The sequence below is a fragment of the Absiella sp. AM29-15 genome, from assembly GCF_003434225.1.
GTDB lineage: Bacteria > Bacillota_I > Bacilli_A > Erysipelotrichales > Erysipelotrichaceae > Hoskinsella > Hoskinsella hominis.
Genome location: NZ_QVFL01000003.1, coordinates 218,651 through 239,825, shown reverse-complemented (window position 1 = coordinate 239,825; position 21,175 = coordinate 218,651). Strand labels below are relative to the sequence as shown.

General features: G+C 35.7%; 16 protein-coding genes and 6 tRNA genes. 4 read left to right on the top strand and 18 right to left on the bottom strand.

Annotated elements, in window-relative coordinates; translation table 11 throughout:
- Position 1: 1 nt before the first annotated feature.
- From DW761_RS04915 to DW761_RS04900, 4 genes are all read left to right on the top strand, one after another.
- Complete coding sequence (locus DW761_RS04915; RefSeq protein WP_233513026.1) at positions 2–811, top strand: putative ABC transporter permease; 810 nt, start codon at positions 2–4, stop codon at positions 809–811.
- On the top strand, positions 811–1,356 hold the full coding sequence (locus tag DW761_RS04910; protein ID WP_117516577.1) for a CDP-alcohol phosphatidyltransferase family protein: 546 nt from the start codon (positions 811–813) through the stop codon (positions 1,354–1,356). The genes DW761_RS04915 and DW761_RS04910 overlap by 1 nt, the downstream gene beginning before the upstream one ends.
- A 12-nt stretch (positions 1,357–1,368) precedes the next feature.
- Positions 1,369–2,442, top strand: coding sequence for a sporulation integral membrane protein YtvI (gene ytvI / locus DW761_RS04905; RefSeq protein ID WP_117453265.1), 1,074 nt, complete (start codon positions 1,369–1,371; stop codon positions 2,440–2,442).
- A 139-nt stretch (positions 2,443–2,581) separates the two neighbouring features.
- Positions 2,582–3,913: a polysaccharide deacetylase family protein gene (locus DW761_RS04900; RefSeq protein ID WP_158553747.1), complete on the top strand. Its 1,332-nt coding sequence runs from the start codon at positions 2,582–2,584 to the stop codon at positions 3,911–3,913.
- A gap of 57 nt (positions 3,914–3,970) precedes the next feature.
- On the opposite strand, the gene DW761_RS04895 is transcribed toward DW761_RS04900, so the two are convergent.
- From DW761_RS04895 to DW761_RS04810, 18 genes are all read right to left on the bottom strand, one after another.
- Complete coding sequence (locus DW761_RS04895) at positions 3,971–4,921, bottom strand: L-lactate dehydrogenase (protein WP_117516575.1); 951 nt, start codon at positions 4,919–4,921, stop codon at positions 3,971–3,973.
- 127 nt (positions 4,922–5,048) lie between these two features.
- On the bottom strand, positions 5,049–6,092 hold the full coding sequence (locus DW761_RS04890; protein WP_117516574.1) for a ribonucleotide-diphosphate reductase subunit beta: 1,044 nt from the start codon (positions 6,090–6,092) through the stop codon (positions 5,049–5,051).
- Positions 6,093–6,107: 15 nt separating this feature from the next.
- The gene (locus DW761_RS04885) at positions 6,108–8,621 is read right to left on the bottom strand and encodes a ribonucleoside-diphosphate reductase subunit alpha (RefSeq protein ID WP_117516573.1); all 2,514 of its coding nucleotides are present in this window, start codon (positions 8,619–8,621) and stop codon (positions 6,108–6,110) included.
- Between the two features lie 103 nt (positions 8,622–8,724).
- A complete protein-coding gene (locus DW761_RS04880) occupies positions 8,725–9,369 on the bottom strand; it encodes a hypothetical protein (RefSeq protein ID WP_117453270.1) in 645 nt (214 codons plus the stop codon).
- A gap of 70 nt (positions 9,370–9,439) precedes the next feature.
- Positions 9,440–12,061: a heavy metal translocating P-type ATPase gene (locus DW761_RS04875; RefSeq protein ID WP_117516572.1), complete on the bottom strand. Its 2,622-nt coding sequence runs from the start codon at positions 12,059–12,061 to the stop codon at positions 9,440–9,442.
- A gap of 10 nt (positions 12,062–12,071) precedes the next feature.
- Entirely contained in the window at positions 12,072–12,335 is a 264-nt protein-coding gene (locus DW761_RS04870) for a metal-sensing transcriptional repressor (RefSeq protein WP_117453272.1), read from the bottom strand.
- A gap of 145 nt (positions 12,336–12,480) precedes the next feature.
- Positions 12,481–13,197, bottom strand: a complete 717-nt coding sequence (gene deoD / locus DW761_RS04865) for a purine-nucleoside phosphorylase (RefSeq protein WP_117516571.1) — start codon at positions 13,195–13,197, stop codon at positions 12,481–12,483.
- A gap of 259 nt (positions 13,198–13,456) precedes the next feature.
- Positions 13,457–14,470 (bottom strand): RNA-guided endonuclease InsQ/TnpB family protein, encoded by a 1,014-nt coding sequence (locus DW761_RS04860; RefSeq protein ID WP_117516570.1) that lies wholly within the window; start codon positions 14,468–14,470, stop codon positions 13,457–13,459.
- A gap of 308 nt (positions 14,471–14,778) precedes the next feature.
- Positions 14,779–14,852: transfer RNA gene (locus DW761_RS04855), tRNA-Gly, on the bottom strand.
- A gap of 6 nt (positions 14,853–14,858) precedes the next feature.
- Positions 14,859–14,934 (bottom strand) — tRNA-Lys (locus DW761_RS04850).
- A gap of 17 nt (positions 14,935–14,951) precedes the next feature.
- Positions 14,952–15,027 (bottom strand) — tRNA-Gln (locus tag DW761_RS04845).
- 7 nt (positions 15,028–15,034) lie between these two features.
- A tRNA-Tyr gene (locus DW761_RS04840) sits at positions 15,035–15,118 on the bottom strand.
- A gap of 17 nt (positions 15,119–15,135) precedes the next feature.
- Positions 15,136–15,211: transfer RNA gene (locus DW761_RS04835), tRNA-Thr, on the bottom strand.
- Positions 15,212–15,218: 7 nt separating this feature from the next.
- A tRNA-Val gene (locus tag DW761_RS04830) sits at positions 15,219–15,294 on the bottom strand.
- A gap of 162 nt (positions 15,295–15,456) precedes the next feature.
- The gene (locus DW761_RS04825; RefSeq protein WP_158552220.1) at positions 15,457–15,753 is read right to left on the bottom strand and encodes a cyclic-di-AMP receptor; all 297 of its coding nucleotides are present in this window, start codon (positions 15,751–15,753) and stop codon (positions 15,457–15,459) included.
- Between the two features lie 146 nt (positions 15,754–15,899).
- On the bottom strand, positions 15,900–17,351 hold the full coding sequence (locus DW761_RS04820) for a deoxyguanosinetriphosphate triphosphohydrolase (RefSeq protein ID WP_233513025.1): 1,452 nt from the start codon (positions 17,349–17,351) through the stop codon (positions 15,900–15,902).
- Between the two features lie 64 nt (positions 17,352–17,415).
- A complete protein-coding gene (locus tag DW761_RS04815) occupies positions 17,416–20,004 on the bottom strand; it encodes a translation factor GTPase family protein (protein ID WP_117453276.1) in 2,589 nt (862 codons plus the stop codon).
- 102 nt (positions 20,005–20,106) lie between these two features.
- Entirely contained in the window at positions 20,107–21,087 is a 981-nt protein-coding gene (locus DW761_RS04810) for a diaminopimelate dehydrogenase (protein ID WP_117516569.1), read from the bottom strand.
- Between the last annotated feature and the right edge of the window lie 88 nt (positions 21,088–21,175).

Genomic DNA, 21,175 nt, shown 5'->3' with positions numbered 1-21,175 from the left:
TATGTTGATCGAATGGATTTTATATTTCTTTATATACAGCTTCTTAGGCTGGGTATGTGAATGCATTTATTGTGGGGTACCCGCAAAGAAATTTATTAACCGTGGCTTTCTAGCCGGGCCTTATTGTCCTATCTATGGATGTGGTGCATTAGCTGTCATTTACACCCTGACCCCTTTCTCAGATAACATTGTGGTCTTGTTTTGCATGGGCGTTATCGTCACAAGTGCTTTAGAATATATCACAAGTTATATGATGGAAAAACTGTTTCACACCAAGTGGTGGGATTATTCAAAACATCCCTTTAATATTCATGGGCGTATCTGTTTAAAAAATTCTATCCTGTTTGGATTGATGGTACTAGTTGTATTTTATGGTGTTCATCCTGGTATTATGGATATCGTTTCTTTGATACCGGATACCATACAGAAAGTTGTTGTGGTTATCATAAGCGCTGCCTTCCTATATGATGGATACACTACAGTACATGCATTGCTTCGCAAAAATGTGGACTTCAGGGAAATTGAAAATAGTATTAAAGAATTGCGTGAAGCATTTAAAAATGCCAATTTATTCCCTTTGACACAGCCATTAACGGATAAGGTTCAACAAGTTTTAGACAGCACGAATGCGGATGAAATCTTACTAGCTCATATTGATAAGATTCGTATGAAGTTTGATAGTTTTTATCAAAAACGTAAGTTTACATATGATCGATTAAGCAAAGCATTCCCTAATCGAATCGAGGCGATTTCACGTAAAAATGCGGAACGCCTGTTTGAAATCATAACACGTCATAAGGAGGACCGCTGATGAAAAAGAACGAAATATTCACGATACCAAATTTTCTAACGCTGCTGCGTATTATCTTCGTACCTGTATTCATATATTTATATATGCAGGGAGAACATCTTGCAAGTGCCGTCATGATTTTGGTATGTGGGGCAACTGATTTTCTGGATGGTTATATTGCACGTCATTATCATCAAATATCAGAACTTGGAAAGGCAATGGATCCTGTTGCGGATAAGCTGCTTCAGTTTGCGATTGTTTTCTGTATGATTTTTACAGTAAAACATATGATCTGGTTATTCTTATTATTTATGATCAAAGAATGCAGTATGTTGGTCTGCTGGTTTATCTTAAAGAAAAAAGGTGGCTATATGAATGGCGCCATGTGGTTTGGGAAAATCAGTACTGCAGTATTCTATATAGCAATGTTTGCGTTAATTGCGCTGCCAATTCAAAATACATTGTCTGGGACAATATTGATGATTGTTACAGCATTCTTCCTTGCATTATCTTTCATTTTATATATGAAAACATACTTCTCTATGTTTAAAGATTTAAAACGTTAGGCAGGTGGACATATGGATACAGAAAAACAGAGAGCATTTATTATACATTTCCTTTATTTTCTTATTATATTCACTTTGATTTTCATCTTTTTCCGCTATGTGATTTACTTTATTATGCCTTTTTTGATTGGGTTTGCGATCGCCTTTATGCTGCGTCCTGTGATTAAGCAACTGGCAAAGAAAACCGGTGGACACGATAAGACCTGGGCCATCATTACCATTTTGTTGTTTTATTTAACCATTGGTATCTTCATTACCCTGTTGTCTGTCAAAGGGTTTCATGTATTGAGAGATTTCTTTGAAAATGTTCCCCAGTTATATGAAATGTATTTACAGCCATTGATTGATAACATTTTAAGCAGTGTGGAAAATATCTGGCTAAATACTGATCCTGTGATTGCCAGCAATATTGAATCATTCTTGAATGATATATCATCCTCTCTTACAAGTATGATATCTTCCATTTCTAAAGGTGCCGTTTCTGTGATCAGTGATTTTGCGACAAGAATTCCTAATATGGTAATTTCTTTCTTCTTTGCGATTATCTCCAGCTTCTTTATTTCTGCGGATTATACGCATATTACATCCTTTATCGCACGACAGCTTCCTCCAAAACAGCGAAACATTATGTTTGCGATTCGTCATTATATTAGTGATACCATCATGTCTTTTATCATTGCTTATGGTAAATTGATGAGTTTGACATTTATTGAATTAAGTATCGGGCTTCATTTTATTGGCGTGGAAAATGCTTTGGTCATTGCTTTTATTATAGCGGTATTTGATGTATTGCCGGTGCTTGGTACTGGCGGCATCATGATTCCATGGATTCTATTTTCCTTTATCAACAGTCAGCCGAAGCTGGCGATTGGATTATTGATTATCTATTTGGTTGTTACGATTATCAGAAATATCGTAGAACCAAAAATTGTTGGGAAACAGATTGGTTTACATCCATTATTGATGTTATTATGTATGTATCTGGGTGTGAAGCTGTTTGGTTTCTTAGGTTTATTTATCATGCCATTCTTGATTTTAATCATACAAAATTTAAATCAGGAAGGACTGATACGCTTATATCGTTGAAAAGACCGATTTGGTCTTTTTTTAAGATTTGTTAAGAGATTGATGATTGTATTTTAATGATACCTATGACATAATAAAAACGCTCTTTCAAGGGATAAGTATCAAAAAATTATCCATGATAAATAAAGGAGGTTTTCCTATGTATGAAAAGGCAAAAAAACGTAACATTAAAATATTAATCGCACTATTATGTCTTGCTGTCATTGCAGGCAGCTATGGCATTTATGTATTTATGACGAAGGATCCATATAAAGCGTATACTGCATATAAAGAGGATAATAAAAAAGCCGGTACAATGAAACATGAGGTACAGGATGAAGAAAAATTTTATCTTTCTGTTTATTATCCCGTGTTTGATAATGAAGTCTTAGATCAGGCTGTAAGTGCTTATCGTAATGACAAGATACAATCCGATTTAAAACAGAACAGTAAAATTATTATCAATGTGGACTACGACAGTTATGATATTTTCGATTCTTATATCTCTATCGCATTTCATCAAACATTGATGGATGAAGATGGTCATGCGTTAAAAACAACGACTTCCACCATTAATTATGATAAGAAACAAAATAAAATTATGGAAACGAAGGATGTTTTAAGAAGAGATTATATGAGCTTGTTGAGAAACAAAGCAAAAGATGCCAATGTGGATGTGGAAAAAGTAACGAAAAACAATACGAATAATTTTATCATTGGTGAAAAAGAAGTACGTTTCTTATATGGAAACAGTATGGATCGCATGATCACAATTCCTTATGATGAAAATAAAGAATATATCGCATTGACAAATCCTAACATTCCTTCCCTGTATCAAAAGGAAGCTATCGTACCTAAACAAAAAGATCAGAATATTGATCCTAATAAACCGATGATTGCGTTTACTTTTGATGATGGTCCAAGTGATCTGACATTAAAACTGATGGATGCTTTTGATAAATATGATGCCAATGCAACCTTCTTCATGGTCGGACCCAATGTGGAAAGACGAAGCGATGTGGTCAAAGAAATGTATGCGCGAGGATTTCAGTTAGGAAATCATACCTGGACACATGAAAAAGAACTGACGAGATTAACCCACGCACAATTAATGAAAGAAATCTATGATACGCAGGATGCGATATTTAAAGCCTGTGGTCATGATGCTGATTATTTGCGTCCCCCTTATGGCAGTTATGATACAAATGTATTAAAGGCCAGTATCATGCCTGTGGCATATTGGGGTGTGGATTCAGAAGATTGGAAAAGCCGCAATGTGGATAGTATCAAGAAAGAGATATTAAAAAGTGTATTCGATGGCGCCATTATTCTGGAACATGATATTTATGGCACAAGTGTTGATGCTGCTATTGAATTATTGCCTGAGTTAAAAGCGAAAGGATATCAAATCGTTTCTTTGGATACATTGATGAAATATCGTGGAGATAAGCTGACAAAAACTTCTTATATCACTCCATCTTTATATGAATGATGAAAAGCGTACATGATACGCTTTTTTTGTTAAGAAAAAGTCATCCGAAGATGACTTTTAAGCAATCGATTCCATACTTTTTTCATTAATTTCTCTAAGTGTATCACAACTGTGGTTGAATTTTGCCTGATCAACTTCATTCAAAGCCAAAGGAATAATTTCCTTTATCCCCTGTGCATTGATCATTGCTGGAACACCTATATATAAACCTTTTTGTTTATATTCACCATTTTGATATGCGGATACGGTTAATATCACATTTTCATCGTCTAAGATTGCATGCACCAAACGATTTAATGATAAGCCAATACCATAATAAGTAGAACGTTTACGTTTGATAATTTCATATGCGGCTTGTTGTACCTGTGTATAAATCGCATGCAGATCAGATAGATTTTTATGTTTTTCATCCAGTAAATCTAGTAAGCTTTTTGCGCCGACATAGGCATGGGTCCATGGTACAAAGCTGGAATCTCCATGTTCTCCCATGATATAAGCATGAATATTGCTGCTAGAGATATTTAGATATTCACTCATCAAATAACGCAAACGTGCTGTATCTAATATCGTGCCTGAGCCAATGACACGCTCTTTCGGATAACCACTGACCTTCCATGCTAGATAAGTCATAGAATCAACCGGATTACTGGCAATGACCAGAATCCCGCCAAAGCCACTATCACGAATCTGTTCTACGACACTTTTCATGATTTTCGCATTTCGATTCGTTAACTCCAATCGGGTTTCCCCATCTTTTTGCGCAACACCTGCACTCACAACAACAATACTTGCATCTTTACATTCTGAATAATCTCCTGCTTTGATGCTCATTTTGCCTCTTGCATAAGGCAGCCCGTGTTGTAAATCCATCGCTTCTCCGATAGCTTTTTCTTTATCTACATCAATTAATACCAGTTCATCAATTCCTCCGGTATTTAAAAAGCTGTATGCCATACTCATTCCTACAAAGCCTGTTCCTACCAGAACCAGTTTTCTTTTATCATTCATGATCAAGACCTCCTTATAGTAGTATTCATTAGATTTAAGATTCTATGCATCATTTTCACAGTTACCCAAATCTAACATCAGTATAGCATAAGCAGTCTTATTGTACGTTGATAACACCTTGTAGTTTCTATAGATCATCTACCAGTGCCGTACTTTTTGCATAAGCAGAACTTCTGGCCTCAAAGAAATCAGTTTTGATTAGATTTGCGTTTGCGTACATGGATACCCATTCCATACTGGATGGCTCTTTTTCATAGCCTTCATAAAGAGGACCAAAATCTAAAGAGGTACTACGCAGATTTCCCAGGTAATAAATATAATCAGATACCATTTCCATCGTTAAACCATCAATATCATTACCTAACACATATGCACCCCAGCGGATTTCTTCCTCTACACCATGGCGCAGCATAGCTTTATATTCTTCTATTAATTCCTCTGTGAATAATTCAGGATGTTCTTTGCGAAGCTCTAAAATCATAGAACGGAAAAGCCATAAATGTGTGTTTTCGTCACGATTGATATAACGAATTTCCTGTACAGAACCAGGCATTTTTCCCATACGTCCCAGATTATAGAAAAACATGAATCCAGAATAAAAATAGATACCTTCCAGGATGTAATTCGCCATCATGGTTTTTACCAGATGATAAGCATCCTTATGTTCCTGAAAGTCGTTGTATAAATTTCCAATAAATTTATTACGTGCCAATAGATGTGGATCATCCTTCCATTGATACAGGATATCATTACGTTCTTGCGGAGAACAGATACTATCCAGCATATAGCTATAGCTTTGTGAGTGCACTGCCTCTTGGAAGGCCTGAATCGTTAAGCACAGATTGACTTCATTTGCTGTGATATATTCCCCAACATTGGGTAAATTTGCTGTCTGGATGCTATCTAAAAATATCAAAAAACTTAATGTTTTATCATATGCTTTTTTTTCCACATCCTTTAAGCGACGATAGTCTTTTACATCTTGTTGAAGATTGATTTCCTCAGGAATCCAGAAATTATTCATTGCCTGACGATACCAGTCGCTGGCCCATGCGTATTTCATATTATTAAAATCATTCAGATTGGTGGTGTTTCCATTGATCATACGGCGGTTTCTAACATCACAATCTCCAAATTCATTAAACAGTGGTTTTCTTTTTAACGTTTCCATACAAGTTTTCCTTTCCTATGAGGAGCATGATTCACATTCCTCTACTTCTAATGATTTACTGCGTACATAATACAATGTTTTTACACCATATTCCCATGCGTGAATAAACAGCATCAATACCTGTCGCAGAGTAAATTCATTGGTAATATACAAGTTCACAGATTGTGCCTGATCAATATGACGTGCGCGGATTCCGGCACTTTTTACGATCCATTCCTGATCAATCAGGTGTGCGTTTTTATATAGCCAGAATGTTTTTGCGTTTAAATCCGGTGCAACACGGGCAATCATACTGCCTTTTTTCTCTTCTAAAAAATATTTATTCATGATTGGATCTACTCCAGCGCTGGTACCGGAAATAATACTGGTAGAACTGGTTGGTGCAATTGCCAGAAGATAGCCATTTCGCATTCCCTGTGCTTTTACAACAGATTGTAGATCTTGCCATGCCGCATTTTTATAATTGCGTTTTTCAAAATATGCTCCTGTTTGCCAGTCACTTCCCATAAAACAGGAATAGCAGCCCTTTTCTTTTGACAATGCACTACTTGCTTCAATTGCATAATAATTGATTTTCTCAAATAACTGATCAACAAAGTCTAAATGCTCTTGTGATTCAAAGCGGATTCCCTGTTTTACCAGCATATGATGATATCCACTGACACCTAGTCCTATCGCACGATACTTTTGATTGGTAATTTTCGCATAAGGTATTGGATAATAATTTAGGTCAATGACATTATCCAGGGCACGAATGACATGATGAATGATGGTACGTAAATGTTCATGATCGTTGACATCAAAATTGCCTAAAGATAAGGAGGCAAGATTACATACCACAAAATCCTGAGGCTTGCTTTTTGATACCACGATGGTTTCTCCATTGATTTCTACGATTTGATCATCATATAATTCTATAGGACTCATATTTTGTGCGATTTCGGTACAAAGATTACTACAGTAGATGATCCCTTTATGATGATTTGGATTACTACGATTGACTAAATCACGGTTAAATGTAAACGGTGTACCGGTTTCCACAGCACTTTTTAGAATTAGACGGACAAGGTCCTTTAAAACCACTGCACGTTTGGGTAAGGCAGACTCTTTGATACAAGCCAGATAACGCTGTTCCCATTCCTCTCCATAATAATCCTCTAGATGATAACCCATCACCTTATAAACTTCATGTGGACACAATAGATACCATGTCGCATTTAAATCTTCTTTGGCCATTTTCCAGAACAAATCAGGATAACATATCGCCGGGAATACATCGTGAGCTTTCATACGATCATCCCCATTGTTGGTTCGCAATGCTAAAAATTCAGGCAGATCTTTGTGCCAGGCATCCAGATAAACAGCCACAGCGCCCTGACGAACGCCCAATTGATCAACTGCTGTAGCAGTATCATTTACCAATTTAATCCAGCGGATCACACCTCCAGCAGCGCCTTCAAAGCCACGGATATCACTGCCATTTGCTCTGATTTTTCCAAAATACATTCCCATGCCACCGCCATACTTGCTTACCTGCGCAAAGTTGTCGATACTTTTATAAATGTTTTTTAACGTATCATCTACCGTGTCAATAAAGCAGGAAGATAGTTGATGAAATGGTTTTCTGGCATTCGACATAGTTGGTGTAGCCATCGTTACCTCCAGCTTGCTTAACATATCATAAAACTGTTTTGCCCAGTATACCTGATCTTGTTCCTTCATAGCTAAATGCATGGCAATGCCCATAAACATTTCCTGTGGTGTTTCCATGATCTCATGTTGATGGGAACATAGAAGATAACGTTTCGATAACAGATCCAAACCGCTATATGTGAACAAATGATCGCGTGTATCATCCAGATATACCGATAATTCATGAATGGATTTTGCGTCATATGCTTTTAAGATATAATCTCCATATATTTTTTGATTCGTTAAGTATACGATTTTATCATAAAAACTATTGATTGATAAGCGTTTCATGCGTGCGGAAATATCCTGATGCAGCTGATAGGATAAAAAACGTGCTGCAATATGCTCCCATTTAGGCGCTTCCTTACTGATGGATTCTACACTGGCTTTGATCAGCATTGTCAGGCGTTCATCCCGTTCCATATCTGGTTTCAAAAAAGTATGAAATTTCTGTTTCAACATGGATAACTGATATGCTTCCTGAGGGAAATCCTTTTGTATCTGTTGAAAAATATGCATCAATTCTTCATCCAGTAGTTCTTCACAAAATTGCTTTAATAATAATCGATTTTCACTTCGCTTAGATCGATAAAGAATATAGTTTTTTGCTTCTTTGTAAAACTGGAATTTCATCAGCTGTTCCTCTACCATATCCTGAATCCATTCCACACTGATTTCCTCTCTTTGTGACATCTGCTTTTTTATTGCATCACAAATTTCTTCTAATGTTGTTTCCTTTATTTCGTTATGGGTAGCGATGAATGCTTTCTTTATTGCCTGTTTGATTTTTTCTTCATCAAATACCTGATAACTGCCATCTCGTTTACGTATATTCATAATTTACACATTCCTTCCTTGGCATTAGTATAACGAAATATGAAAAACTCATGCAATTATGATGCCCATGAAATATCAGGAAAAAGAAAAGACAACGCCATCCTTAGGACTTGTTGTCTTCTTTCATTTTGTTTATTTTCGCTGCATATGGAGATTCTTTTAACTCTTCTGAAGCCATATCCAGGTATTTCTTTTCATTCTCTTTATCTTTCTTGTTGTGATATTGTACAGCCAGCATATAACAGATCATACCTTTATTCCAGCCTTCCACTTGATCTAATTGTTTTTGCATAGAATCAATATAATCAAACTTATCACATAATAAAATATCATACATCATCTTACATTCTTCATAAACTGCATCTTGACCCAGCGATTTGATACGCTCAAGCAATTCTTTACATTTCCCTCTTTTTTCTTCATCAAGATAGTAATAAAATGCTTTTACACTTACATCAAGATTTTGTTTTTTATTCAAACGAAGGGATAATAATTCATCAAAGGTTTCTTCCACTTTTTTATAATCCGGCATCATCATATAGGCATTCATTTTCATATATAGACGATTGAAATAAGGAAAGAAATATTTGCTGGCAAACCCATCAGCAATCTTAAAAAATGCATCAAACTCACGATTTTTCAACGTACTCATAAAACGTTTTAATAGATATCGTTTATATAGCTGTGTTCCTACAACCATAACAACCATAATAACAATAAATAGGATCCAAAATTTTGTATTATCCATAAGGCACCTCTTTCTTGATGAGATAATTGTACTATATTTTCCTTATGAAATCACTATCCTATTCATAAAGTTATTTAAAATTTCTCAAACGCAATGCATTGGATACTACGCAAACAGAGCTTAATGCCATTGCCCCGCCTGCAAATACCGGCGATAACAATGGGCCGCCAAATAGATGTAAGACACCTGCCGCAATTGGGATACCCAAAGAATTATAGAAGAATGCCCAGAATAAATTTTGATGAATGTTTCTGATAACAGCTTTTGACAGGCGGATTGCTTGTAAAACGTCCTGAAGATTATCTTTCATTAAGACGATATCCGCACTTTCTAAAGCAACATCGCTGCCACTGCCAATAGCAATTCCTACTTCACTTTGCGTTAAGGCAACTGCATCATTGATACCATCACCAACCATGGCAACTTTTTTGCCTTGTTGTTGCAGCATCTGTACCTGATTTCCTTTTTGATCAGGCAGTACCTGTGCAATCACATGTTCAATGCCTGCCTGTTTTGCGATTGCCTGCGCTGTAATTTTGTGATCTCCTGTCAACATTACAACATCAATGCCCTGATTTCGTAGTTGTGTAACTACTTCTTTCGCATTTGATTTTAACTGATCAGCTATTGCAAATATTGCTAAAAGTTCATCTTCCAAATACAGATAAACCACCGTTTTACCTTCTTTACGATATTTTTCTTCCTGATTTTGAAATTGCTTTGACACTGTGCTATCTGATTTGTTTCCGATAAATAATTTTTTACCTTCATAATCAGCTTCCAATCCCTGTCCATTGATGGTTTTAATTTGTGCTAATGATGGAATTTTGATATCCTCATCTGCGGCTTTCTTTAAGATTGCAGTTGCAAGAGGGTGCTTACTGCCTTGTTCTAAAGCTGCAGCCAATGCCAGAACTTCTTTTTCATGTTTTGAGGTTGCTATATCTGTAACAACTGGCTGACCAATGGTTAAGGTTCCAGTTTTATCAAAAACAATCGTATCAATTTGGCTGGCAGTTTCCAGTGCTTCCCCACTCTTGATAAATATACCCAGCTGGGCTGCTTTTCCAGTACCAACCATGATTGCTGTAGGAGTTGCTAATCCTAAAGCACATGGACAAGCGATAACCAGAACGCTTACAAATATTGTTAATGCAAAAGAGAAATCTTTTGTGGCAATATACCATAATATAGCGGCGATAAAAGCGATAAGCATAACTGTAGGTACAAAATATAAAGAAATACGGTCTGCAATACGGGCAATTGGTGCTTTTTTGCCCTGCGCCTCCTCTACCATTTGAATTATCTTAGATAATGTTGTATTTTCCTGTGTAGCGCTGCATTTCATAACCATACGTGCATCAAGATCAATCGTACCCTGAATTAAAGCATCTCCATTTTGCTTTTTGACTGGCATACTTTCACCTGTCAACATGCTTTCATCCACATTTGCACCTGTGCCTACCACAATTCCATCAACTGGGATATGTTCTCCAGGTTTCACTACCAGCAGATCTCCTTCATTGATTTCATCTATTTGAATCGTGATTTCTTTATCATCTCGAAGTAAGGTTGCCTCATCAGGACGCAGCTGCAACAAAGCAGATATCGCACCTGTTGATTTTTTCTTTGAAATACTTTCTAAGTGCTTGCCAAATTGAACAAGTGCGACAACCACGCCTGCTGATTCAAAATATAAAGTGTGAACAGCATGCATGTTGCCCTGCATAATTTGAATAAGCGATACTAAAGAATATAAATAGGCACTTCCTGTACCAACTGCGACAAGTGTATCCATATTTGGTGATTTATGAATAAGTGCTTTAATTCCACGTGTAAAGAAATGGCTACCTAAGATCAATATGATCGTTGCTAAGATAAATTGTATAAACGCAAAATTAAAAGGGTGTGTCTTATAGTAAATGATATCTGGTAAAGGTAACTCAAAACTACCCAGCATGTGTGACATCCCAATATATAATAAAACTGCGGCAATGCCTAAGGTGATATAGACACGCAGACTTTCATAGTCTTTTTTTATTGTCTGAGTTTCCTCCTCTTTATGGATATGTACATGAAAACCAGCCTTTTCAATCGCTTGTATCATTTCAGAGATTTTAATTTTTTGATGATCATAAGATATCGTTGCCTGATTCATCACTAAGTTTACATCCGCAGAGATGATACCTTCCTTTTTTCTAAGTACTCGCTCAATAGAACTGCTACAGGAAGCACAGCTCATCCCTTCGATATCTAAAAGGCAAGTCGATGTTACTGCATTTTCCTTCAGCGTGAAACCAGCTTTTGCGATTGCTGACTTCCATGCGTCAAAGTCACGTTTTGTGTATGATATCGTAACCTGATTCAATACCAGATTTACGCTCGCCTGCTGGATATCGTCAAATTTTGATAGAATTTTTTCCACACTGGCAGCACAGGAGGCACAGCTCATCCCTTCCACAGCGAATGTTTCACTATGAGATTCTTCTTTTTCGCTTAAAGAAAAGCCTGCTTTTTGTAATGCTCTATCACATGTTTCTGTGTTGATTTTTTGTTTAGAAGTGATGGTTACTTCATTCAAAATCAAATTTACTTCTGCATTTTCAATACCATCCTGTTTTTTTAAAATTCTTTCAACAGCAGCTGCACAGGACGCACAGCTCATGCCGTCCACATGATATGTTTTTCGCATAATAACCTCCTTATTTCAATAGTATAGATATAATATCCTCTATCTCTTTTAATTTTTCATCACTGTCTTGTTCGTTCATTGCGTTTTTTACACAACTTTGTAAATGCCCGCTTAGTATATGCATATTTGCTTTTTTCAACAAGGCAGTGGAAGCGAAAATCTGATTTGATATATCAATACAATAACGATCATCTTCAATCATTTTAATGATACCTTCCAGCTGCCCTTTTGCTGTTTTTAAATTCTGTAATGCTTTTTTTCTTTCTGGCGTCATAGATTACCTCCCCCCACCGGTGGTGGGATATTCACATTATAGGAAATAATATATAAGAAGTCAAATCATATGCCTTTATGCTTTTTTGTAATAGTGACTGGATAAAAAAAAGTATTCCTTAAACGATTAAGGAATACAATTTTGATTATAATTGAATCGCAGCTTCTAATGCAACTTCCATCATATTATTGAAAGAAGTTTGACGTTCTTCAGCACTCGCCCCTGCATGTGTAACCAAAGAATCAGAAATCGTCAATAAACAAGCCGCCTTTTTGCCTAGAATCGACGCATTGTGGAATAAAGCAAAGCTTTCCATTTCAACACATACACATCCATGTTTCTGATAAAAATCATTATGATCATCAACATTATCTTCGTGATAAAATACATCACTTGAATGGATACGTGCTTTTGTTAAATGCTTGTTTAATTTTTGTGCTGCGTTTTCTAATACGTCATTTAAAGAATCACTAGGATATTGAATATCACCAGATTTACCAGCCTGAGCCAAAGCAAATGTAGATTCACTCCAAGCACTTTCTGCTAAAACCAAATCATATAATTCTAAAGTATCCGTATAAGCACCAGCACTGCCAATACGTATAATGTTTTCAACATCATAAAATTTATATAACTCATAAGAATAGATACCAATACTAGGCATTCCCATACCAGAGCCCATTACAGATACCTTATGTCCTTTATATGTTCCTGTATAGCCAAACATATTTCTGACCGTATTAAACTTGACTGGATTTTCTAAATAAGTTTCTGCGATATATTTCGCACGCAAAGGATCTCCAGGCATTAAAACTGTTTTGGCAATATCTCCAGGTTGTGCTGCATTATGTGGTGTTGACATAAAAATTCCTCCTTATAAACTACTCATTCATTATATCATTAGAAATATAAATTTGCATTATAATCCAGCACCAAATACTGTAAATTTAGCGTCAAATACTTGTAAATACTCAAAATAAAAGCATGCTGAAACCAAAATTTCAACACGCTCTTTTAAGGTTCGAACTCTATGGCAGGTTTCGTGCATTTCGCATGTGGAGTGCCTTCTCCCGTCCCATAACTGTATACAAGGATATTATGGGCTAATCACATTTCTGTGATTATAGTGTTTGTAGAATATTAAGTGCTCCTACAACATCACGATGGGCATGATAACCACAGGAGCAATGATAATCACGATCATCTGCATGGTTGATTTTACCACATTTCGGACATTTTTGTGAAGTCATATATGGATTTATATAACGTACTTCTATTCCTTCCAGCTCAGCTTTATATTCAATAAATTCCTGTAAACGTCGATATGACCATAAATATATATTTTCACATTTACGAACATTAAATCTTCGATTGATCCTTGTTAATTTTTCCATTTTTATAACACCAATATTTTCTTTAACAGCAAAATCTACAATTTGTCTTGATATTTGATGATCGTAATTTGTTAATACATGGCTTAATTTATGCTTAAAAGCGATTAATTTCTTATATTGTTTCATTTTTTGCAGCTTTTTGATGTGACCACGTAATTGTCTTTGACGATAACGTATTTCACGACCATTACCAAAAAAGCGAACTTTGCCCTCACTCGTTGCAACAACAGCAGGTACCTTGATTCCGATATCAATTCCCATCTGTTTTTTCGAATATATTCGTCTTTCTTGTAATTGCAAATAAATGACAGCGTACCATTTCTGATGGCTATGTACAATTTGGAGATTCATTGGTTTTCCCATCTTCAATCGTTTTAATTGTTGCTCATTTTGATAAAAAGGAACATATAACTTACGTTTCCTATCCGACAGCCCTAACTCTAAAATCAAATTTTCTTTAATCCAATATGAAGAATTACTCCAATAACTAGAATAGCAAAATCGAAATGGTGCTTCTTCTTTCTCATTAAACCAATTTTTTGCTTCTGCCAAAACCAGATGCTTAGAGTTGTAAGATATCCGATTGCTAATATCCTTATATCGATATTCGTATGTCTTATGCTCTTTCAAAAAGATGTCGTGAATTCTTCCTACTTCTGATTTAAAATTTTTCTCATAATCTAAAAGGTCTTTTTCTATCTCATTGTTAACAATTAATGAGAGTTTTATCATTAGATACATATTATCACACTCCCTACATTATATATATACGTAAAAAAGGTGTGAAAATCCTAAAAAATTTTTAAAATAGCAAAAAAAACCTATGACTAGTTAAAAAAGTGCAATTATCGTAATGGTCAGCGGAAAACATTGTCCCCACCATGTCATATTAATAAAAATGCACCTTAAATGTTCGTAGGCCAAGCGATCGCATTCCAGGTTCGTCCCCAGCCAATCAATCTATATAACCAAATCCCCCACAGGAACCGTCCAATAGCAGACTTCAGCCAAAAAAACACCAATCTTGCGATTGGTGTACATTTCATAGATGGAGCGGATGATGAGAATCGAACTCACGTAGTCAGCTTGGAAGGCTGAAGTTCTACCATTGAACTACATCCGCAATAAATGGTGACCCGTGGGCGATTCGAACGCCCGACCCTCTGATTAAAAGTCAGATGCTCTACCAACTGAGCTAACGGGTCATTTATTGTTTATTGATTGGCTGGGGTAACTGGACTCGAACCAGTGGAATGCCAGAGTCAAAGTCTGGTGCCTTACCGCTTGGCTATACCCCAAGAAGTATGGTGGGGAGGGACGGATTCGAACCGCCGAACCATAAGGAACTGAGTTACAGTCAGCCGCGTTTAGCCTCTTCGCTACCTCCCCAGCATTTTTTATTAAGATGGTGCCGACTAGAGGAATTGAACCCCCAACCTACTGATTACAAGTCAGTTGCTCTACCAATTGAGCTAAGTCGGCAAATTCATGGTGGAGGTTAACGGACTTGAACCGCTGACCCTCTGCTTGTAAGGCAGACGCTCTCCCAACTGAGCTAAACCTCCAACTCTTTATTTCTTAGCACTTCCTTGCCTCAGTGCCCTAATATAATACCATCTACATTTATATCTGTCAACAACTTTTTTTCTTTTTTTTAAATTTTTTATTTATTTTTTTCTTAAGCCTTAAATCTCCCTTAATAAAAGGCCTTTAGACGATTTACAAAACTAACTGGCACCCATTCCAATAATCTTTGCATATTCATCTAACGCAATTTGATAGATTAAAACCTTGCCAAAAAACGGTAAATTTTTATCTTTATTATGATGGCGGCTTGCATTACGCAATTTATCAATCACTTGTTCAACTTGATTTTCTTCAACTCCAAGCAATAAAATAGTTTCACCATATCTAACAAATTCGCCTGTGCTTGCAACTTCTGTTGCAGTAAAGCCACCCTGAATCAGCGCAGATGTTATTTCATCAATAAATTCATCATTTGCTACAATCAACAATAATTTCATCCTTAAATACACCTCATGTATTATCATAACATAATTTCTTATAAAATACATATCATCCTAATATAAATTCATCTATTATCTGAATCTCTTATAACGATATAATTTTTTTAATTTGCTTTATCATAAAAAGAGATGAATCATCACATTCATCCCATTCCATTTAATTCTCTATATAACTGTTTTGCATAGCTGTCTGTCATTCCACACACAAAATCTGTAGCCAATAAAAGTCTGCGATATAATTTTTGATTATCACTTAATCCACTTTTGCATTCTTCATGGTAGTTATCCAAATAATTTTTAGACATTAGCTGGATATATTTCATTTGTATCTCACTAATATCTTCAGTACTATCATATGAAATTAAAGCATCCACAAAACGATCTAATAAAAAAGTAATCACTTCATTCCCCATCAATTCTATACGAAGAATGGAAGAATGATTATATATTCGCTCAAATGCGAATTTTTTCAGATTATTAATCAGTGCGCCCTGACTTCCTGTTGTGATTAATTCTTGTGTAAATTGTCCTGTCATGATTTCTTCATAATGTTCAATAAATGCCATAGTAATCTGAGATACACAAAATAATTGTTTTTTTGTCAGCCATCCAAATACCGCAGCTTTATATGGATCATCATCACTATCTTCTAATTCTTTCGCATCTTTTAGAAGTTTCATCAATAATTCTGCACCATATGAATCCTCAGCTGATTGTATAACCTGTAATAAATCATCATATGAATACATTCCTTTATTATATCCATCTTCTAAATCTGCAAATGTATAAGCTAAATCATCTGCTGCTTCTAATATAAAACATAATGGATTTCTGCTTATTCCTGTTCCTGTATTTTCTTTGATTTTTTTAAACAGATTTTCTTCACTTTGGAAGTATCCAATTTTCTTTTGTAGCAGCGTTCTGTTTGCATTATTTTCTGCCTGCGTTTTTTCAATAGAATTCACTGGATATTTAATGATTGTATCCATTACCGAAGATGTCAAGTGTAACCCATTTGGTCCTATCAGTCTGTGTAGCTTTGTGATTATTCGTAATGCTTGCGCATTGCCTTCAAAATTATATAAATCTAATATCTGTTGTTCATCCAAAACCTCTGTTAATGGCTTGCCATGAAATTGTTTGATATTCAGATTTTTTTTAAACCAGTTTCGTATTGCAGTTTCCCCAAAATGTCCAAATGGCGGATTTCCGATATCATGTAATAATCCTGCACAATTCAAAATCTCCATAGCTTTTTGTACGTCTGGTAATTCTTCTTCACTTTCAAGATTCATTTCTGAAATTTTCTGACAAACCTGCTTTCCCATCAATTTCGCCAAAGATGACACTTCTAGTGAATGTGTCAGTCTGGTTCTTACAAAATCGCTTTGGTCAAGGGGAAATACTTGTGTTTTATCTTGTAAACGACGAAAGGAAGCACTTCTTATAATTCTATGATAATCACTTTCTATTTCACTGCGGAAGCGGTTAGCTTCGTTTTTTTCTTTATCTGGAATTCTTTTTTCACTCATTATTTTATCCCAACTCATACGCATAATAATATCACCTCTTTCTTTTATTTTAACACATATCATAGCTTAATCACCTCATAATGCCTTTTTCACAAAAAAACAGCAAGGTTTGTTATGTAATGTATAACTAATCCTCACTGCTTTCTTCATCCATATATTTTTTTACATCTTCTAACAGATATGTACGATATTTTTTCTGTGTATGTTCATAACTGCTCATCTCAAGTTTTTCAATACGTTCTAATTCTAATTTTAATTCTCTTGATGACATTCTTCCAGCACCCTGACCTATCACAATCAATTGTTCCATAGCATCTGATGTGACTACACTAACCTGATATTCATTCGCCATTTTATGTGTAGCTCGTTCAATATACATATCCGCTGTCTGTGCTTTCCGTGTATAAACAACATAGATATTATGATATTGGTTCATTGATCCAACACCTTCTTGTACTTTATAGGCATCAAAAACAAGAATCAACAGGCAGTTTTTGTATCCTTGATAGTTACACATGGCATTGATTAGTTTTGTTCGTGCTGCATCCAAATTCTGCATTGCTAATTCTTCTAATTCAGGCCAGGCATGTATCACATTATATCCATCCACAAGAATACATTGTGGTTTTTTTATAATTGATATTTTAGGTTCTGTTATAATTTCTTTCTTTTCCATTGCTGGTGTATATCTTTTTTTGCTGGTTCCATATGTTTGCACAAATATTTTTTCTAGTTCTGTATCCATATCTATTCCTGGCTGATAATTTTTTTGTTTTTGTATTATCGCTTTGGGTTCTTCTGGTTTCCAGCAGTATTTTACATGCATATGTTTTTTCACTTCATTCCATGGTACATAATATCCAGCACCTTGCGAACAGAAAATAGATCCGGTTGGATGTTCTAAATCTGTTTCACTATCATATCCAATCTGAGCTAATATTTCTTCCTGGTTCTCACAAGGCTCATAGTCTTTTAAACTACATATCAACTTGCCTTTTCCCTTGGTATATGCTGTCACTTTTTGTTGATAGTCCTGCATCATGGAAACTGGTGCTTTTCCACATATTATACTGTTTGTATCTGTTGCGTCTTTGATTTCAAATGTACCATGCATGGTTTCGATATCAAAAATCGCTTTACTAATATACTCATTTGGAATATCCAGTTGAAATTCGTAGTATGGTTCTAATAGAATAGAGGTTGTTTTTTTCAATCCTTGACGTACTGCACGATAGGTCGCCTGACGGAAATCACCGCCTTCCGTATGTTTGTTATGGGATTTTCCTCCAATCAGGGTTATTTTAATATCTGTGATAGGAAAGCCACCCAGTACACCCGGATGTTCTATTTCTTCTAAATGTGTCAGTATCAATCGTTGAAATTGTCCAGATAATTGATCTTGTGGACAGTCTGTAGCAAATTGCAGACCGCTGCCTCTTGGTAAAGGTTCCAGCAATACATGTACTTCTGCATAATGTCGAAGTGGTTCAAAGTGACCTACACCTTCTATCGGTTCTGTAATCGTTTCTTTATAGATCACACTGCCTTTATCAAAGGCTACTTCTACACCATATCGATCTGATATCTGTTTTCTTAATACGTCAATCTGGATTTCGCCCATCAATGCAACACGGATTTCATCCGTTTGTTTTGTATATGTAACATGCAGCTGGGGATCTTCCTTAGCCAGTTGATTCATCTGTTTCAATAATAGATGTTGATCATAACCAACTGGTGGCACTATGCGATAATTCATATAGGACATTAATACCGGCTGTTGAAAATGTTCTTCTATGCCAATGCCATCCCCCGGTAAAAAGCTTTTTAATCCTTTGATGGCACATATTCTTCCTGCTTCAATCTCTTGGAGCATTTCATATTTATTTCCCGAATACAAACGAATCTGATCGACTTTTTCATCTTCTTTTAATTTTGTTTTAGACTTTAATATACCACCGGTGATCTTCATATGCGTCAATTGATTTCCCTGCTCATCATGGCTGATTTTATAGATTTTAGCGCCGAATTCTTGCGGATATTGTTTCTCCATTGTATATGTACGCATTCCTTCCAACAGTTCTTCTATGCCCTCCATTTTTAATGCAGAGCCAAAAAAGCAGGGGAAGATGAACCTTTTTGATATGGATTCTGCGATGTTTTCTGTGGAAATATCTCCTGTTTCCATGTAATTTTCTAAAAGTGATTCTTCGCATAATGCGATATTTTCATAAAATTCCTCATTTTTATGTGTAAAATCCACACAATTTCCGCTAAGTTTTTCTTTGATATTATCCATTAGTGTTTGTACATCTGCATAGGCAGCATCCATCTTATTAACGAATATGAAAGCAGGGATGTGGTAATGCTGTAACAGTTTCCAAATAGTCTGTGTATGTGCCTGTACGCCATCCATTCCATTGATTAGCAGAATTGCATAATCTAATATTGGCAGCGTACGTTCCATCTCTGTAGAGAAGTCAACATGACCCGGGGTATCTACCAGTGTAAATTCACAATCTTTCCAATTCATGATCGCTTGTTTTAGATATATCGTGATTCCACGACTTTTCTCTAATTCATTATAATCGAGAAATGCATCACCATGATCCACTCTTCCCGGTTTTCGTATATTGCCAGATAAATACAGCATGCTTTCACTCAGTGTTGTTTTTCCAGCATCAACATGGGCCAATATCCCTGTGACTATGCGTTTCATGTGATCATTCCTTCTTTCTTCTGCATTTAATTATATGGAAATTCTATGAAATTGCAATGCATTGTGTCTTTTAAAAAGAAAAAGGCATTTCGCCTTTTCTTGTTATAATAAATTTTTTCGTAATTCTTCTCCTGTTGCTGGATGCAGGTAAGCTGGAGCAATATCAAAAATAGTTTTACAACCATATTGTCCTTCTGATGCTAGACGATATGCCGCTCTAGCGAATGCGACCAACACACTGGATGTGAATTCAGGGTTGGAATCTAATGTTAATTTATATTCCATGACGTGTTTATTTTCATTATCAAAACCTGTTGTACCAGTTCTGAATACAATACCACCATGTGGAATGCCTTTATGATCTCTCATCAATTCTTCTTCACTGATAAAGTGAACCGTTGTATCATAATCTGAAAAATAATTAGGCATTGTTTTGATTTCATTTTCAATTCTTTCTAAATCAGCGCCTTCTTCTGCCACAACAAAGCATTCACGTGTATGTTTTTGTCTGGTTGTTAAATCTGGATTTTCACCATTACGTACACTTTCTAATGAAGCTTCCACAGGAATTGTATATTGTCTAGCATCTTTTACACCTTCAATACGGCGAATAGCATCAGAGTGTCCCTGGCTAACGCCTTTTCCCCAGAATGTATAATCATTGCCATTTGGTAAAATTGCCTGACCATATAATCGATTTAATGAGAATAAACCTGGATCCCATCCTACAGAAATAATGCTGATATGTTTTCCATTCACACTTGCTTTGTTAACATCTTCAAAGTGTTCTGGAATTTTCGCATGTGTATCAAAACTGTCAATGACGTTGAAGTGTTCTGCTAGTTCAGCAGTTTGTTTTGGCAGATCATTTGCACTACCTCCACATAACACTAATACATCAATTTGATCTTTCATGTCATATACTTTTTTCATTTCATAAACTGGGACATTTGTGTGTGTCTTTACCGTTTCAGGATTTCTTCTGGAGAACACACCGACAAGTTCCATATCATTGCTTTTTGAAACAGCGCATTCTACGCCTCGTCCCAAGTTTCCATAACCTACGATACCTATTTTAATCATAACAAACCTCCTCGTTCGTTTTGAACAGGTATATTTTACCACTATTCAGTTTTGACGTATAGAAAAATTTTCTGAAAATTTCGTTTTT

What these genes read in the sequence shown, in the direction of transcription:
- DW761_RS04915 (WP_233513026.1), top strand. Translation starts at nt 2, where the DNA reads ATGTTGATCGAATGGATTTTATATTTCTTTATATACAGCTTCTTAGGC.
- DW761_RS04910 (WP_117516577.1), top strand. Translation starts at nt 811, where the DNA reads ATGAAAAAGAACGAAATATTCACGATACCAAATTTTCTAACGCTGCTG.
- ytvI (WP_117453265.1), top strand. Translation starts at nt 1,369, where the DNA reads ATGGATACAGAAAAACAGAGAGCATTTATTATACATTTCCTTTATTTT.
- DW761_RS04900 (WP_158553747.1), top strand. Translation starts at nt 2,582, where the DNA reads ATGTATGAAAAGGCAAAAAAACGTAACATTAAAATATTAATCGCACTA.
- DW761_RS04895 (WP_117516575.1), bottom strand. Translation starts at nt 4,921, where the DNA reads ATGAATGATAAAAGAAAACTGGTTCTGGTAGGAACAGGCTTTGTAGGA.
- DW761_RS04890 (WP_117516574.1), bottom strand. Translation starts at nt 6,092, where the DNA reads ATGGAAACGTTAAAAAGAAAACCACTGTTTAATGAATTTGGAGATTGT.
- DW761_RS04885 (WP_117516573.1), bottom strand. Translation starts at nt 8,621, where the DNA reads ATGAATATACGTAAACGAGATGGCAGTTATCAGGTATTTGATGAAGAA.
- DW761_RS04880 (WP_117453270.1), bottom strand. Translation starts at nt 9,369, where the DNA reads ATGGATAATACAAAATTTTGGATCCTATTTATTGTTATTATGGTTGTT.
- DW761_RS04875 (WP_117516572.1), bottom strand. Translation starts at nt 12,061, where the DNA reads ATGCGAAAAACATATCATGTGGACGGCATGAGCTGTGCGTCCTGTGCA.
- DW761_RS04870 (WP_117453272.1), bottom strand. Translation starts at nt 12,335, where the DNA reads ATGACGCCAGAAAGAAAAAAAGCATTACAGAATTTAAAAACAGCAAAA.
- deoD (WP_117516571.1), bottom strand. Translation starts at nt 13,197, where the DNA reads ATGTCAACACCACATAATGCAGCACAACCTGGAGATATTGCCAAAACA.
- DW761_RS04860 (WP_117516570.1), bottom strand. Translation starts at nt 14,470, where the DNA reads ATGTATCTAATGATAAAACTCTCATTAATTGTTAACAATGAGATAGAA.
- DW761_RS04825 (WP_158552220.1), bottom strand. Translation starts at nt 15,753, where the DNA reads ATGAAATTATTGTTGATTGTAGCAAATGATGAATTTATTGATGAAATA.
- DW761_RS04820 (WP_233513025.1), bottom strand. Translation starts at nt 17,351, where the DNA reads ATGATATGTGTTAAAATAAAAGAAAGAGGTGATATTATTATGCGTATG.
- DW761_RS04815 (WP_117453276.1), bottom strand. Translation starts at nt 20,004, where the DNA reads ATGAAACGCATAGTCACAGGGATATTGGCCCATGTTGATGCTGGAAAA.
- DW761_RS04810 (WP_117516569.1), bottom strand. Translation starts at nt 21,087, where the DNA reads ATGATTAAAATAGGTATCGTAGGTTATGGAAACTTGGGACGAGGCGTA.